Source organism: Pseudarthrobacter sp. 05T312 (genome assembly GCF_056396685.1).
Genome location: NZ_JBFTLY010000003.1, coordinates 258,559 through 275,010, shown reverse-complemented (window position 1 = coordinate 275,010; position 16,452 = coordinate 258,559). Strand labels below are relative to the sequence as shown.

General features: G+C 66.6%; 11 protein-coding genes. 9 read left to right on the top strand and 2 right to left on the bottom strand.

From position 1 onward, the window contains the following. Positions 1–69: 69 nt before the first annotated feature. Positions 70–1,020: a PQQ-dependent sugar dehydrogenase gene (locus AC1DIP_RS07260; protein WP_477733339.1), complete on the bottom strand. Its 951-nt coding sequence runs from the start codon at positions 1,018–1,020 to the stop codon at positions 70–72. A gap of 202 nt (positions 1,021–1,222) precedes the next feature. Beyond that, positions 1,223–2,332, bottom strand: coding sequence for a sunset domain-containing protein (locus tag AC1DIP_RS07255; protein WP_477733338.1), 1,110 nt, complete (start codon positions 2,330–2,332; stop codon positions 1,223–1,225). Between the two features lie 260 nt (positions 2,333–2,592). On the opposite strand from AC1DIP_RS07255, the gene ilvD reads away from it, so the two are divergent. The 9 genes from ilvD (at position 2,593) to AC1DIP_RS07210 (ending at position 16,439) form a co-directional block, all read left to right on the top strand. Then, positions 2,593–4,314 carry a dihydroxy-acid dehydratase gene (gene ilvD, locus AC1DIP_RS07250; protein WP_477733337.1) on the top strand — a complete coding sequence of 574 codons (1,722 nt, stop codon included), beginning with the start codon at positions 2,593–2,595 and terminating at the stop codon, positions 4,312–4,314. A gap of 373 nt (positions 4,315–4,687) precedes the next feature. Further along, the gene (locus AC1DIP_RS07245) at positions 4,688–6,595 is read left to right on the top strand and encodes an acetolactate synthase large subunit (RefSeq protein ID WP_477733336.1); all 1,908 of its coding nucleotides are present in this window, start codon (positions 4,688–4,690) and stop codon (positions 6,593–6,595) included. A gap of 2 nt (positions 6,596–6,597) precedes the next feature. Continuing rightward, complete coding sequence (ilvN, locus tag AC1DIP_RS07240) at positions 6,598–7,110, top strand: acetolactate synthase small subunit (protein WP_141160110.1); 513 nt, start codon at positions 6,598–6,600, stop codon at positions 7,108–7,110. 84 nt (positions 7,111–7,194) lie between these two features. After that, positions 7,195–8,220, top strand: coding sequence for a ketol-acid reductoisomerase (ilvC, locus tag AC1DIP_RS07235; protein ID WP_477733335.1), 1,026 nt, complete (start codon positions 7,195–7,197; stop codon positions 8,218–8,220). Positions 8,221–8,344: 124 nt separating this feature from the next. Next, a complete protein-coding gene (gene serA, locus AC1DIP_RS07230; protein WP_141181795.1) occupies positions 8,345–9,934 on the top strand; it encodes a phosphoglycerate dehydrogenase in 1,590 nt (529 codons plus the stop codon). Between the two features lie 216 nt (positions 9,935–10,150). Continuing rightward, positions 10,151–12,949 (top strand): ABC transporter permease, encoded by a 2,799-nt coding sequence (locus tag AC1DIP_RS07225; protein WP_477733334.1) that lies wholly within the window; start codon positions 10,151–10,153, stop codon positions 12,947–12,949. After that, on the top strand, positions 12,946–13,701 hold the full coding sequence (locus AC1DIP_RS07220) for an ABC transporter ATP-binding protein (RefSeq protein ID WP_141160114.1): 756 nt from the start codon (positions 12,946–12,948) through the stop codon (positions 13,699–13,701). The genes AC1DIP_RS07225 and AC1DIP_RS07220 overlap by 4 nt, the downstream gene beginning before the upstream one ends. A gap of 36 nt (positions 13,702–13,737) precedes the next feature. Then, the gene (gene metG, locus AC1DIP_RS07215; protein ID WP_477733333.1) at positions 13,738–15,294 is read left to right on the top strand and encodes a methionine--tRNA ligase; all 1,557 of its coding nucleotides are present in this window, start codon (positions 13,738–13,740) and stop codon (positions 15,292–15,294) included. 92 nt (positions 15,295–15,386) lie between these two features. After that, entirely contained in the window at positions 15,387–16,439 is a 1,053-nt protein-coding gene (locus AC1DIP_RS07210) for a 3-isopropylmalate dehydrogenase (protein ID WP_477733332.1), read from the top strand. The last annotated feature ends 13 nt before the right edge of the window (positions 16,440–16,452 follow it).

Sequence of the window (16,452 nt, the reverse complement as noted above, 5' to 3'; positions counted from 1 at the left end):
CCGCAACGACATGAAACTCTACACGAACTTTCGGTGCAAGTGAAATCGGCCCTCCCGAAGGTTCCTGGCTTACCGCGGGGGCCGCAAAACCAGCGCAAAATCAGGGTTTTCGCCGTTCGTGAGCAGCCACAAGCTCCCGCCGGGCGCCAGGATGACGTCCCGGATCCTGCCGTACTCTCCTGTGAAATAGGCCACAGGATTGCCGGCTTCAGTTCCCTTGAGTGGCACGGTCCAGAGTCGTTCGCCCCGGAGCGCACCCAAGTAGGCAATACCGCCGGCTATCTCCAGGCCGCTGGGCGAGGAATCGCGCGTGGAAGGCCAGACGACTTTCGCGTCCTGGAACCCGGCGCGGTGCGGGGCTCCGGTGACTTCCGGCCAACCGTAGTTGGCCCCCGGAAGGATCAGGTTGAGCTCGTCGTCCACGTCCGGGCCGAACTCGCTGGCCCACAACCTGCCCGCTTCGTCCCACGTGAGGCCCTGGACGTTCCGGTGGCCCAGGCTGTAAACCGCGTTTCCGAACGGGTTGCCGGGCGCAGGGCTGCCGTCCGCGCGGAGCCGGAGGATCTTGCCGCCAAGGGCCATGGGGTCCTGGGCCTGCTCGCGTCGCTGGGCATCTCCGGTGCCCACGTAGAGGAAACCGTCCGGGCCGAACCGGATCCTTCCCCCGTTGTGGGTGCCGGCCTTTGGAATCCCGGAAAACACGGTTTGGGGTTGCCCCAGTGACAGGGAACCGCCGGCGGCGGCGTCGACGGTGAGCCGGACCACCCGGTTGTCATCCTGCGTTGTCAGGTAGGCATAGAGGTAGTGGTCGGCGTCGAACTGCGGCGACAGCGCAAGCCCCAGCAGTCCTCCCTCGCTTGCCGGCGCCACGCCAGGCACCTTCCCGAGGGTCGTGGCCCGGCCATCGCGGACAGCCTTCAGGAGGGCGGTCCCGCGCTCGGAAATGACGGCGGTGCCGTCCGGAAGGAACACCGCCGCCCAGGGCGTATCCAACTGCAGTTCCAGCCGTTCCTGGACCATGGGTGCAGCGGGGGCAGGAGTTGTTGCGGCGGATTGCGTGGACGGGGGAGCAGGGCCGGCGACGGCGGCTCCCGGGGTACTCGCGGCGGTCTCAGGCCCCGTGCCCGGTGCGGACGGCCCCGGCGCGCCCGTGCAGCCGGCCAGCACCAGGCACGCGGACAGACAGGAAAGGCCCGCCGCTGTGCGGCAGGCCTTCACCCTGTCAGAGCCGTCTGCGCCGTGGAGCGCGGAAGCCAGCGGCCTCCGCGTGCGCGGCGGATTCGAACCAGACTTCCGCCCGGGTCTGCTCATAGTCCGGATGTCCTTCTTCGTAATACACCATTGCCGCGGCGTCGCCCTTGACCGTGTAGTCCGCAGGCCCACTTCCGTCGGGGCCAGGTGCGGCTGACCCTTCTCCGTATGGCTCATCGGCCGCCAGGTGCCCGGCCGGCTCGGCGGCTGCTGTGCCCTGTTCCTGGGCGAAGTCCTGTGCCGGCCCGGATGGCTGGTGGTGGTCCGCTCCGGTTTCCACCAGCGCAGAGGACTGGGCCCGTTCCAGGGTTTCGGCCTCGCCGGCATTCCCGGGGCCGCCGGCAGGTGCCTGCGCCGCCTGCTCGTGCCGGGTTCCCCGGGCAAGGTCGTCCGCCTCATGGTGGGGCGCCTGGCCGCCCAAGGCCGTGCCGGCGTCGTCCACGGCCTCCACGGCCGCCGTTTCTGCGCCGGGAAGCGTGGGGGCGTGTGCGGCCGTGTACTCGTCATGGTGGACGGGGCGGGCACCTTCCGCTGCCTGTCCGGACACCGCTTCGGTGCCGGCGCCCGCCGTCGACGGTTCTACCTGGTCAGCGGCCGCTGCACCGGAAAGTGACGTTCCGGACCGGGATGCGCCGGGGCCGGCTTCGGACCACTGGGTTTCCCATTCAGCCTGGTCTGCGGGCTGGTCCCCCTCCCGGCGGTCAGCAGGTGCACCGGTGCCGGCCGAGGCGTCTGCGTGGGCATCGCCGGAAGCCTCCGACGCGCCGGACGACACGTCCTGCCTGGGGGCGGCAACCGGAGCCGCGGCTGCGGAGGATTCCGCGGGTTCTTCCGCCGTAACGGGTGTTGCCGGTTCTGCGGCTCTCCCGAACCCGGCCGCTGTCGGGATGCCGGTAGTCCCCGCAGCAGCGGCCGAGGCTGCGGCGCTGCCCCCTTCCAGGGCTCCGTCGGCACGGGTACCGTCAGTCCTTGCGCCGGCTGCCGAACCTCCTGGAGCGCTGGAGGATTTGTTGCGTCTAAGCAGCCACCAGACGACGGCGACGATGACGACAATCAGGATGATCCAGAAAACAATGTCCATGGCAGGCCCTTCGATGCAGGTGGATGGGTGTCCTTTCCCCGACGCTACGTGGGGTGGTCACCGCTGTCCAGAGATGCCCCGGCGTGTGGGGGAGGGCCCGTTGTAAACGGGACGGGGGAGGCTTCCGCGCGCCATGGGACAGCTGTAAACCCCTTGCTGGGGATGCCTGTCCAGTATTTGGCGGTAATTTCAGGAGTTTTGCGAATCCCGGGGCGCCGGAGGGTCGTTCCAGCCACCAGTCGGGTCCTAGACTTTCCCCTATGACTGACGCCCAGACCACAGCCGGGAACAAACCGGACATCAAGCCCCGCAGCCGCGTCGTCACCGATGGCATCCACGCGGCCCCCGCCCGCGGCATGTTCCGGGCCGTCGGGATGGGTGATGACGACTTCGTGAAACCGCAGGTGGGAGTGGCCAGTTCCTGGAACGAAATCACCCCCTGCAACCTCTCCCTGAACCGGTTGGCCCAGGGTGCCAAGGAGGGTGTCCATGCGGGCGGCGGCTTCCCGATGCAGTTCGGCACCATTTCGGTGTCTGACGGGATCTCCATGGGCCACGAGGGCATGCACTTCTCCCTGGTCTCCCGCGAAGTCATCGCCGACTCCGTCGAGACCGTCATGCAGGCCGAGCGGATCGACGGCTCCGTCCTGCTGGCCGGCTGCGACAAGTCCCTGCCCGGCATGCTCATGGCAGCAGCCCGGCTGGACCTTGCCAGTGTGTTCCTCTACGCCGGGTCCATCATGCCCGGCTGGGTCAAGCTGGAGGACGGCTCGGAAAAGGAAGTCACCCTCATTGACGCTTTCGAGGCGGTGGGTGCCTGCGCCGCCGGCAAGATGAGCATGGAGGACCTCACCCGCATCGAAAAGGCCATCTGCCCCGGCGAAGGCGCCTGCGGCGGAATGTACACCGCCAACACCATGGCCTGCATCGGGGAGGCCCTGGGCATGTCCCTCCCCGGCTCCGCTGCACCGCCCTCGGCAGACCGCCGTCGTGACGAGTTCGCCCGCAAGTCCGGCGAAGCGGTGGTCAACCTGCTGCGGCTGGGCATCACGGCCCGGGACATCATGACCCGGGAGGCCTTCGAGAACGCCATCGCCGTCACCATGGCCTTTGGCGGCTCCACCAACGCCGTCCTGCACCTGCTGGCCATTGCCCGTGAGGCAGAGGTGGAACTGACCCTGGACGACTTCAACCGCATCGGCGACAGGATCCCGCACCTGGGCGACCTCAAGCCCTTCGGCCGCTACGTCATGACCGACGTCGACCGGATCGGCGGCGTGCCGGTGATCATGAAAGCACTGCTCGACGCCGGCCTGCTGCACGGGGACTGCCTCACCGTCACGGGCAAGACCGTGGCGGAGAACCTTGCGGCGATCAACCCGCCCGACGTCGACGGCAAGATCCTGCGCGCCCTGGACAACCCGATCCACAAGACCGGCGGCATCACCATCCTGCACGGCTCGATGGCTCCGGAAGGAGCCGTCGTGAAAAGTGCCGGCTTCGACGCCGACGTCTTCGAGGGCACCGCCAGAGTCTTCGAGCGCGAGCAGGGCGCTTTGGACGCCCTGGACAAGGGGGAGATCAAGGCCGGCGACGTCGTCGTCATCCGCTACGAAGGTCCCAAGGGTGGCCCCGGCATGCGCGAAATGCTCGCCATCACCGGCGCCATCAAGGGCGCGGGACTCGGCAAGGACGTCCTGCTCCTCACCGACGGGCGGTTCTCCGGGGGCACCACCGGCCTGTGCATTGGCCACGTGGCACCGGAAGCGGTCGACGGCGGCCCCATCGCGTTCGTGCAGGACGGCGACAGGATCCGGGTGGACATCGCCGCGCGCACCTTTGACCTGCTGGTTGACGACGCCGAACTCGAGGCCCGCAAGGTGGGCTGGGAGCCGCTGCCCGCCCGGTACACCAAGGGCGTGCTCGCCAAGTACGCCAAGCTTGTGCACAGCGCCAGCCAAGGCGCCTGGACCGGCGTGTGATCCCTTCCCCACGGATGCGGCGCGGCCGCCGCATCCGTGGGGCCCTCGGGATCCCGCTTATTAGGCCCTATCGTCGAGGCAGCGCAGGCTTTAGGGCTTGGTGGACTGGGATAGGATCAAAGGGTGGACAATGAAGTCCACATGGTGAGATAGGGTTGTTGCTCGTTGACACCCATCTGGCCAAGAGGGAAAACTAAACGCATGACTTTCGTTACCGGCATTGTCGTCGTCCTTACCAAGCGCGTGGCACATTAGCCCCTGGTAACGAACAGTCACGCGCAAACCCCTCACAAAGCCGCCAGGCCGAGGGGTTTTTTTATTCCCACCGTTCCAAAGCAATTCCAGAACCAGAAGATCCACAAGGAAGAGTCCGATGAGCAAAGGATCGCCCATCAGCCCCTCGCTGATGGCCACCAAGTCCGCTGGAGCCCCCAAGGCTCCGGAACGCGCCGACCGGACGGCTGACCATGCCGCCGTCGTCGCCGACCTTGCTGCCGTCTCTCCTGTCCTTGGGCCGAACAACGTCGTACCCCCGACGGTGATGACCGGCTCGCAAGCAATCGTCCGCTCGCTCGAAGAACTCGGCGTCGACGACATTTTCGGTTTGCCTGGTGGCGCGATCCTGCCCACCTACGACCCCCTGATGGCCTCCACCATGAACCACGTGCTGGTCCGTCACGAACAGGGAGCCGGCCACGCCGCGCAAGGCTACGCCATGGTCACCGGGCGGGTGGGCGTCTGCATCGCCACCTCGGGCCCCGGGGCCACCAACCTCGTTACCGCCATCATGGATGCCCACATGGACTCCGTGCCCCTGGTGGCCATCACCGGCCAGGTTTCCAGCGGCGTGATCGGCACCGACGCCTTCCAGGAAGCCGACATCGTGGGTATCACGATGCCCATCACCAAGCACTCCTTCCTGGTGACGGACCCCAACGACATCCCGCACGTCATGGCCGAGGCCTTCCACCTGGCCTCCACCGGCCGTCCCGGCCCCGTGCTGGTGGACGTCGCCAAGGATGCCCAGGTGGGCCAGATGACCTTCTCCTGGCCGCCGAAAATCGACCTGCCGGGCTACCGGCCGGTGACCCGCGGGCACAACAAGCAGGTCCGCGAAGCGGCCAAACTCATTGCCGCGTCCACCAAGCCTGTCCTGTACGTGGGCGGCGGCGTGGTCAAGGCGCACGCCTCGGCCGAGCTGCTCGCCCTCGCCGAAGCCACCGGCGCGCCGGTGGTGACCACCCTCATGGCCAAGGGCGCGTTCCCGGACTCCCACCCGCAGCACGTCGGCATGCCCGGCATGCACGGCACCGTCTCCGCTGTCACTGCCCTGCAGCAGTCCGACCTGCTGATCACGCTCGGTGCCCGCTTCGATGACCGCGTCACCGGCGTGCTGAAGACCTTCGCGCCCAACGCCAAGGTCATCCACGCCGATATCGATCCTGCGGAGATTTCCAAGAACCGCGCCGCCGACGTTCCCATCGTTGGCTCCGTCAAGGAGATCATCCCGGAGCTGACCGAGGCCGTGCGCGGCCAGTTCGATGCTTCCGGAACCCCGGACCTCACCACCTGGTGGGCCTTCCTGAACAACCTCAAGGAAACCTACCCGCTGGGCTGGACGGAACCGGACGACGGACTGATCGCTCCGCAGAAGGTCATCAAGCGGATCGGTGAGCTGACCGGCCCCGACGGCGTGTATGTGGCAGGCGTGGGCCAGCACCAGATGTGGGCCGCCCAGTTCATCAAGTACGAGCGCCCCCACGCTTGGCTGAACTCCGGCGGCGCCGGCACCATGGGATACGCCGTCCCGGCAGCCATGGGCGCCAAGGTAGGCAACCCGGACCGCGTCGTCTGGGCGATCGATGGCGACGGCTGCTTCCAGATGACCAACCAGGAACTGGCCACCTGCGCCATCAACAAGATCCCCATCAAGGTGGCTGTCATCAACAACTCCTCGCTGGGCATGGTGCGGCAGTGGCAAACCCTCTTCTACGAGGGCCGCTACTCGAACACCGACCTCAATACCGGCCACGACACGGTCCGCATCCCGGACTTCGTCAAGCTGGGGGAGGCCTATGGCTGCGCGTCGTTCCGTGTTGAACGCGAAGAAGACATCGATGCCACCATCCAGAAGGCCCTCGAAATCAACGACCGCTCCGTGGTCATCGACTTCGTGGTGAGCCCCAACTCCATGGTGTGGCCAATGGTGCCCGCCGGCGTGAGCAACGACCAGATCCAGGTTGCCCGCAACATGACCCCGGAATGGGAAGAGGAAGACTGAGCATGACCCGCCACACACTTTCCGTCCTGGTTGAGGACAAGCCCGGCGTCCTGACCCGCGTGGCCAGCCTCTTTGCCCGCCGCGCCTTCAACATCAACTCCCTGGCCGTTGGCCCCACCGAAGTGCCGGGCGTATCCCGCATGACGGTGGTGGTCGACGCCGACGGCGACCTCATCGAACAGGTCACCAAGCAGCTCAACAAGCTGGTGAACGTCATCAAGATCGTTGAGCTCACCCCCGAATCTTCCGTACAGCGCGACCACATCCTGGTCAAGGTACGTGCGGATGCCGCAACACGCCTGCAGGTAACCCAGGCCGCAGACCTGTTCCGTGCCTCAGTGGTCGACGTGTCCACCGACTCCGTCGTCATCGAGGCCACCGGCCACCCCGAAAAGCTCACAGCCCTGCTCTCAGTGCTGGAGCCCTTCGGCATCCGCGAAATTGTGCAGTCCGGCACCCTGGCCGTTGGACGGGGATCCCGCTCCATGAGTGACCGGGCGCTCCGCTCCGCCTAGGCATCGCCTCCAGGCGGCACCACGCGCCCGTAACCGCAGCACCGCAAGACCACTATCTACAACCACTCAAGAGGAGTTACGCAAGTGACTGAAATGTTCTACGACGATGACGCCGACCTGTCGATCATCCAGGGCCGCAAAGTTGCCATCGTTGGCTACGGTTCCCAGGGCCACGCCCACGCGCTCAACCTGCGCGATTCCGGCGTCGAGGTTGTCATCGCGCTGAAGGACGGCTCCAAGTCGACCGCCAAGGCCGAGGACGCAGGCTTCACGGTCAAGAACGTTGCCGACGCTGCCGAATGGGCCGACGTCATCATGATCCTGGCACCGGACCAGCACCAGCGCGCCATCTACAACGACTCCATCAAGGACAAGCTGAGCCCCGGCAAGGCCCTCGCCTTCGCCCACGGCTTCAACATCCGCTTCGGCTACATCCAGGCTCCGGAGGGCGTCGACGTCATCCTGATCGCCCCGAAGGCTCCCGGCCACACCGTGCGCCGCGAGTTCGAAGCCGGCCGTGGCATCCCGGACATCATCGCCGTGGAACAGGACGCGTCCGGCAACGCCTGGGAGCTGGCCAAGTCCTACGCCAAGGCCATCGGCGGCACCCGCGCCGGCGTCATCAAGACCACCTTCACCGAAGAGACCGAAACGGACCTGTTCGGCGAGCAGGCCGTTCTGTGCGGCGGTGTTTCCCAGCTGGTCCAGTACGGCTTCGAAACCCTCACCGAAGCCGGCTACCAGCCGCAGATCGCCTACTTCGAGGTGCTGCACGAGCTCAAGCTCATCGTCGACCTCATGTGGGAAGGCGGCATCGCCAAGCAGCGCTGGAGCGTCTCCGACACCGCAGAATACGGCGACTACGTCTCCGGCCCGCGCGTCATCACCCCCGAGGTGAAGGAAAACATGAAGGCCGTCCTGGCCGACATCCAGTCCGGTGCGTTTGCAAAGCGCTTCATCGAGGACCAGGACAACGGCGCCGTCGAGTTCAAGGAACTGCGCGCCAAGGCCGAGCAGCACCCCATCGAGGCCGTTGGCCGCGAGCTGCGCTCCCTGTTCTCCTGGCAGCAGCAGGACGTGGACTACGTGGAAGGCTCCGCGGCCCGCTAAGGCTGCCGCGCCACCGTTTTTACCCCAATGGTGAGGCCGGGTTCACACTTAACAATGTGAGCCCGGCCTTTCCGTCCGCCTAGACTTGTTTCCATCCCCAGGACTGCAACGCAGAGGATCAGCCGTGTCAAAACCCGTAGTACTGCTCGCCGAAGAACTTTCCCCCGCCACCGTCGAGGCCCTTGGCCCGGACTTTGAAATCCGCCAGACCGACGGCGCAGACCGTTCCCAGCTGCTCTCGGCGATCAGCGACGTAGACGCCATCCTGGTCCGCTCCGCCACCCAGGTGGACGCCGAAGCGATCGCCGCGGCAAAGAACCTGAAGGTCATCGCCCGCGCCGGCGTCGGCCTGGACAACGTGGACATCAAGGCCGCCACCCAGGCAGGCGTGATGGTGGTCAACGCCCCCACGTCCAACATCGTGTCCGCCGCCGAACTCACCGTGGGCCATATCCTCAGCCTGGCCCGCCACATCCCGCAGGCCAGCGCCGCCCTTAAGGACGGCGAGTGGAAGCGCTCCAAGTACACCGGCATCGAGCTGTTCGAAAAGAAGATCGGCATCATCGGCCTGGGCCGCATCGGCGCCCTCGTGGCAGCCCGCCTCAAGGGCTTCGACACCAAGATCCTTGCCTACGATCCCTACATCACCTCCGCCCGCGCCGCACAGCTCGGCGTGCAGCTGGTTACCCTGGACGAACTCCTCGCGCAGTCCGACTTCATCACCATCCACATGCCCAAGACCCCCGAGACCGTGGGCATGCTGGGCGCAGACGCGTTCAAGAAGATGAAGCCGACCGCCTACGTGGTCAACGTGGCCCGTGGCGGCCTCGTTGACGAGGAAGCGCTCTTTACGGCCCTGCAGGACGGCGAAATCGCCGGCGCCGGCGTGGACGTCTTCGCCAAGGAACCAAGCACGGACCTGCCGTTCTTCAAGCTCGACAACGTCGTGGTCACCCCCCACCTGGGCGCCTCCACGGACGAAGCGCAGGAAAAAGCCGGCGTCTCCGTTGCCAAGTCCGTCCGCCTGGCCCTCGCGGGCGAGCTTGTGCCGGACGCCGTCAACGTCGCCGGTGGCGTCATCGCCCCCGACGTCCGCCCGGGCATCCCGCTGATCGAGAAGCTGGGCCGCATCTTCACCGCCCTGACCCACGCCTCCCTGACCCAGTTCGACGTCGAAGTGGCCGGCGAAATCTCCTCGCTCGACGTCAAGGTGCTTGAACTCGCCGCGCTGAAGGGCATCTTCGCCGACGTCGTGACCGAGCAGGTCTCGTACGTCAACGCGCCCGTCATCGCCGAGCAGCGCGGCATCAACGTCCGCCTCATCACCACCCCCGACACCGAGTCCTACCGCAACGTCCTGACCCTGCGCGGCGCCCTCAGCGACGGCAGCCAGATCTCCGTGGCCGGCACCCTGACCGGCCCCAAGCAGATCGAGAAGCTGGTGGGCATCAACGGGTTCGAGGTGGAAATCCCCATCAGCGAGCACCTCGTGGTGGTTGCCTACACCGACCGCCCCGGCGTGATCGGAACCATCGGCCACATCCTGGGCATGAACAACATCAACATCGCCGGCATGCAGGTTGCGCGCTCCGATGAGGGCGGCAAGGTCCTCGCCCTGCTGACCATCGACAGCTCCGTTCCGCAGCAGGTACTGGACGCCATCAAGGCCGGCATCGGCGCCGAGATGGTCCGGGAAGTGGACCTGGAAGACTAACGCGACACACCGGCCGAAACGCCGTAGCCGCTCCTCCGACGGGGTACCTCCCGGCGGATCCACGTATGATTGGCCGGTCTGCTTACAATGGCTGGGTCCTTATTCAGGACCGTAGCCGGCAGGCCGGCCAATACCTTTTGCACATCCGTCCGTCATTGCCCACGCCTGCCCGGGGGACGGAAGTGCGCGCACGCAATCCAGGTTTCAGGGAGTTCCATGAACGCCGTCCAGAGGTTCATCAGAAGCAGGGTGCTGCTGTTGACCGCGGCCATCTTGATCGCAGCCATGTGCTTGTCGGTCGTCGTCCAAAGCCAGTCACAGGCTGCGCTCAACCGGACGGTCGATGAAAACTCGAGGGGGCTCTACGACATCCTGGTCCAGGCCAAGGCTCCCTCCGGCGCCCTTCTGCAGCCCGAAATCGCCAACGGCGCGGGCGGCATCGGCTTCGACCAGCTGGACTCCATCCGGAAGCTGTCCGGCACGTCCGTGGCCGCCCCCATCAGCCTGGTCTCGCGCGTCACCCAGAACCTGGAGACGCCCCGCCTCGACGCCATGGATTACCTGGGCTACAACGCCGGACTGGCCGGCACCGCCACGGCGGACCAGGCTGCCGGCGCCACCGCCCCGGACAAGTGGCCGGCCGCGGAATCCGTCCTGACCGATGCTGCCAAGAAGTACCGCCTCACCGCCAGCGCCGTGAGCTCCGACGGGAACTCCGAACAAACCCTGTTCAAGACCACGGCCGAGGGCACCCTGGGCAAGGCGAAGCTCGTGGAGGAGAAGGCTGCCGGCGGCAGCAGCATCCGCATCGCCGCGCCGGCAGGGGAGACGGGCATTAAGTTCCCCGCGCCCGCCGGCGGCTCCGAACACAACCTCTTCAACCTCTCCGTGGCACTCCCGATGGCCCCCGAGGTCACCGAATCCGTCGTGGCAGTCGACCCTGCCGCCGAACGGGCACTCCTCGGCTCCGCCGGTGACTTCCTGGCCCCGCTCGAGAAGGCGCCGCCGGCTGATGCCCGCGACGCCGGCGCCGTGGGCCGCTACCTCGAAGGTCTCTTCACCAGCGGCATCAGCATGGACCAGCTCAAGGAAGGACCCGACTTCCTGGGCGTCAAGCTCAAGTACTGGGCGCCCCTGATGACCCAGTACCAGCAGGCCAAGCGCAACGGCCAGCTGACCACCGGTTCGCAGGCGGTACCGCTGATCGTGCGCTCCGGCACGTCGCTGGATCTGAAGTACAACGTCAAGATCGAAGAAATCGACGACGCCGGCAAGGTCGTCAAGGACGTCGGAACCGTCTCGAAATCCCTGGGCAAGGATTACCTGCCGTTCGTTTCCAAGGACCCCTTCGTGTTGTCCTGGCCGGGTTCGACGGACCACTCCTCACTGCTGGGCGCTACCGGCAACTTCAACCCGGGCCTGTACACCCCGGCCAAGTGGAGCACCAATTTCGCAGGCGCACCCAAGTACACGGACGGCGACACCGCCTCCAATGGTGCCGTGGACAAGACGGCCGTGCCCGGGGATTGGGTCACCGTCAACCGGCTTCCCGACAAGGCGTCCAACGGCGCGCCGGTCGACCAGACCCAGCGTGACCCGGTTGACGAACGGTCCTACCGCGACAACCTGCCTACCGGCCAGCAGCAGTCTGCGCAGCCGCTGCCCATGGTCTACGGTACGTTCGACCCCGCCGCCGTGGAGGCAGCCTCCGGCGACGTCAACAAGCTGCCGCTGGGTGGGTACGACCCCACGCCGTTCACCCTGGCCAAGGACGCTTCCGGCAAGGACGTTCCGGCCGCGGAGCTGAAGCCGTCGCTCAGCGCCACGGGACTGGCCAGCCAGTCCGCCGGTGCCATCACGGACTTCTACGGACTCGCCGCCGCGCGGGGCTACAAGCAAAACGCCGCCGTCATCGACGCCGTCCGCGTCCGCGCCAAGGCGCCGGGCAGCTGGAAGGACGCCCAGCCCGAGGTGGAGAAGCTCGCCGCCGAGATCCGGGACATGGGCCTGGACGCCACCGTGGTGGCGGGTTCCGCCCGTGAGGACACCAGCATCTTCGTTCCCGGCTACTCCAAGGACGGCGCCGGAAAGGAATCAGCACTCGGCACCGTCAAGCAGTCCTGGGTCCGCCAGAACGCCGCAGAGGCCGTGGCAGGAGCGCTTTCCGGAACCAACATCACACTCCTTTTCCTGACGCTGTGCGGGGCGGCCCTCCTCACCGGTGCCTCGACAGTGAGCTACATCCGCAAACGCCGCAGCGAGGCCGGAACCCTGCGGGCCATGGGCTGGACCCAGCGCCGGATCCGAAGCTGGGTGCTCGAGGAATTCGGCGTCGGGGCCGTGCTGCTCGCTGCTGCTGGCATCGTGCTGAGCCTGCTGAGCTGGAGCCTGGCCACCGCACTGGTGTGCGCGGCCGTCCTGGTGCTCTACTGCGCTGCAGCGCTGTTCGCCGCCCGGCAGCTGCGCCACCGCGACGTGATCGACCAGGAACCGCAGCACGACGAACGCCTCATCCCCGTCGATTCACCGCTCACCTTCGCCAACCGGCAGCTGAGCACCAACAAGTTCAACACCTTGTCGCTCGCCGTTGCCGTTGGTGTCTTCGGCGCGGCAGTCGGCGGCCTGATTGCCCTGTTGATCGACATTCCCCGCGCCGCCGGTGCAAGCGCATTGAGCGGCCTGGCCGCCGCCAGCGTGACGCTCCCCAGCATCCTGCTGGCACTTGCCGGCGTCGCCGTGGGGCTGGTCCTGACCCTGGTGACCGGCCGGTTCGAGCTCAACGCCAAGCGCCAATACCTGGGCATCCTCCAGGCCATGGGCTGGAACCCGGACATGCTGCGCCAGGTGCGGTTGTTCGAGAACGCGCTGGTGGGAACCGTGGCCCTGCCGCTGGGCGTGCTGGGCGCCCTGGGCATCGGCCTGCTGCTGGCCCCCTACGCAGCCATCTGGGCTGCCGCAGCCGGGCTGGTGGCTGTAATTTGCTGGATACCGATTGCAACGAAAGTGGTCCAATGACAAACCCGACGAACGTCCAGCGCAGCCGCAGGAGCGGCTCCAACGAGGTCCCCCTGCAGACCCGGGCCAACACCATCGTCAAGTCGGCTGACCACGCCACCCCGCTGGAGATGCGCGACATCACCATCCGCTACGGCGGCGGCAAGGGCGGCGCCGAGGCCGTCAGCGTGGTGGAAGGTTTCGACCTGACCCTGCACGCCGGCGAGATGCACTGCGTTGCCGGCCGAAGCGGCTCCGGCAAGACCAGCATCCTGACCGTCGGCGCGGGCCTTACCCTGCCGACGTCTGGCCGCGTCTTCTGGGAAGGCGATTCCCTCGAAAGCATGGGCGACGATGAAATCGCCGACCGTCGTCGTGCCCTGATCGGTTACGTCGACCAGGGCGGTGCCCTGATCGATGGCATGAGCGCACTGGAAAACGTCCTCCTGCCCGCCGTTCCCGACGGCGAGGTGGACCAGCGCCGCGACATGGCCAAGGACCTGCTGGACCTGGTGGGCCTGGGCCGCCGCATGCGGCACCGTCCCGCCCAGCTCTCCGGCGGTGAACGGCAGCGCGTGGCCATTGCCCGTGCCCTGATCCTCGGCACCAGGGTCCTGGTGGTGGACGAGCCCACCGCCTCCCTGGACCGTGCCTCCGCCAACCGCATCATCAGCATCCTGAAGGACACCACCTCCGACGGCATCGCCGTCCTGGTGGCCTCGCACGACCATGAACTGGTCCGCCTGAGCGATACCCTGACAGAACTGATCTAGTCCGCCCACCCCGCACCGAAGGTAACCGTCCGCACCGTGACTGCTCCAGAGAAAACGCCGTTCTACATCACCACGGCCATCACCTACCCCAACGGCGTACCGCACATCGGGCACGCCTACGAGTACATTGCCACCGACGCCATGGCGCGCTTCAAGCGGCTGGACGGCTATGACGTGATGTTCCTGACCGGCACGGACGAGCACGGCATGAAGATTGCCCAAACCGCGGAGAAGGAAGGCATCACGCCCAAGGAACTGGTGGACCGGAACGCAGAGGTCTACAAGGCTGCGCACTCCGCCCTGGGCATCAGCTACGACCGCTTCATCCGCACCACCGACGAGGACCACTACGCGGCCTCGCAGGCCATCTGGAAGAAGATGGAAGCCAACGGCGACATCTACCTCGACAAGTACGAGGGCTGGTACTCCGTCCGGGACGAGGCCTTCTACGCCGAGGATGAGACGGTGCTGAAGGACGACGGCGTGCGCTACTCGAAAGAGACGGACACCGAAGTGACGTGGACGGCGGAGGAGAGCTACTTCTTCCGGCTCTCCGCCTACCAGGACAAGCTGCTGGCCCTCTATGAGTCCCACCCCGAGTTCGGTGCCCCGCAGTACCGGTTCAACGAGGTCATCAGCTTCGTCAAGCGCGGCCTGGAGGACCTGTCCATCAGCCGGACCACCTTCGACTGGGGCGTACCCGTCCCGGGCAACGACAAGCACGTCATGTACGTCTGGGTGGACGCACTGACCAACTACCTCACCGGCGTCGGCTACCCGGACGTGGACTCGGAGAAGTTCCGGAAGTACTGGCCCGCCGACGTCCACATCATCGGCAAGGACATCTCCCGGTTCCACGCCATCTACTGGCCCGCCTTCCTGATGAGCGCCGGGCTGGATCTGCCCAAGCGCGTGATGATCCACGGCTTCCTGCACAACAACGGGGTCAAGATGTCCAAGTCCCTGGGCAACGTGGTGGCGCCGGCGGACTTCGTGGCCCGCTACGGCCTGGACCAGGTGCGGTTCTTCTTCCTGCGCGAAGTTCCCTTCGGCGCGGACGGCAGCTACAACCACGAGGCCATCGTGGGCCGGATGAACGCGGACCTCGCGAACAACTTCGGCAACCTGGCCCAGCGCTCCCTGTCCATGGTGGCGAAGAACTGTGACGCCGCGGTACCCACCCCCGGGGCCTTCACGGCCGAAGACAACGCGATCCTCGCCCAGGCGAACGGTTTGCTGGAGACCGCCCGCGCCGCCTTCGAAAAGCAGGAGTTCAGCCGCGCCCTCGAGGCCATCTGGGGCGTGCTGCACCACACCAACGCCTACTTCGCCGAGCAGGCGCCCTGGGTGCTGCGGAAGACCGACGTCGAACGCATGAACACCGTGCTCTACGTGACGCTCGAGGTCCTGCGGATCGTGGCCATCCTGGCCCAGCCTGTCATGCCCGGCGCATCGGCCAAGCTCCTGGACGCGCTCGGCCAGCCCGAGGGCGACGCCCGGCAGTTCGCCGCGACCGCGACGCCGATCGTGCCGGCCACCGCACTGCCCGCTCCCACTCCTGTTTTCCCCAAGTTCGAGGAACCGGCGGAGTAGCGCCGCCGCCCGCCCTTGATGCGCGGATGCGCTTGTGTCCAAAAGCTGAGACGTTTTGACCACCATATGGATATCTTGGCTACCCTGAAAACATGAGCGCATCCTCCATCAACCTCGCAGTAATCCCCGGTGACGGCATTGGCCCCGAAGTCATTGCCGAGGCAGTCAAAGTCCTGGAAAAGGCTGTGGCGGCAGAGGGCGTGGAGCTCAACCAGACCCATTACAAGCTCGGTGCCGAGCACTGGCTTGCCACGGGCGAGACCCTGCCGGACGAGGTCCTCGCAGACCTGCGGACACGTGATGCCATCCTGTTCGGCGCTGTGGGCGCCGCCCCCGGCGACACCCGCATCCCGTCCGGCATCATCGAACGTGAGATGCTCCTTAAGCTCCGCTTCAGCCTGGACCACTACGTCAACCTGCGGCCCTCCCGGCTCTACGGAACCGTCGGCAGCCCGCTGGCCAACCCCGGCACCATCGACTTCGTCGTGGTCCGCGAAGGAACCGAAGGCCCGTACGTGGGCAACGGCGGCACGCTGCGGGCGGGAACCCCGCATGAGGTCGCCACCGAAGTGTCACTGAACACCGCCCACGGCGTGGAGCGCGTGGTCCGGGACGCGTTCCGCCGCGCCAGCCTGCGGGAGCGCAAGCACGTGACGCTGGTCCACAAGCACAACGTCCTGGTCTATGCCGGGCACCTGTGGAAGCGCACCGTCGAAGCCGTTGCCCAGGAATTCCCCGAAGTCACCCATGACTACCTGCACGTGGACGCCGCCACCATTTTCATGGTCACCGACCCGTCCCGTTTCGACGTCATCGTCACCGACAACCTGTTCGGCGACATCCTTACCGACCTCGCCGCGGCCATTACCGGCGGCATCGGCCTGGCAGCTTCCGGCAACATCAACATGGACCGCACCGCGCCGTCCATGTTTGAGCCGGTCCACGGGTCCGCGCCGGACATTGCCGGCCAGGGCAAGGCAGACCCCACCGCGGCCATCCTTTCCGCGTCCCTCCTGCTGGACCACCTGGGCTACACCGAAGCCGCCCGCAGGATCGAAGCCGCAGTGGTTGCCGACGTCGAAAAGCGCGACGGCACAGCACGCAGCACCAGCGCCGTGGGCGACGCCATCGCCGCCGGCCTGTAGCCCGCGCCGGGGC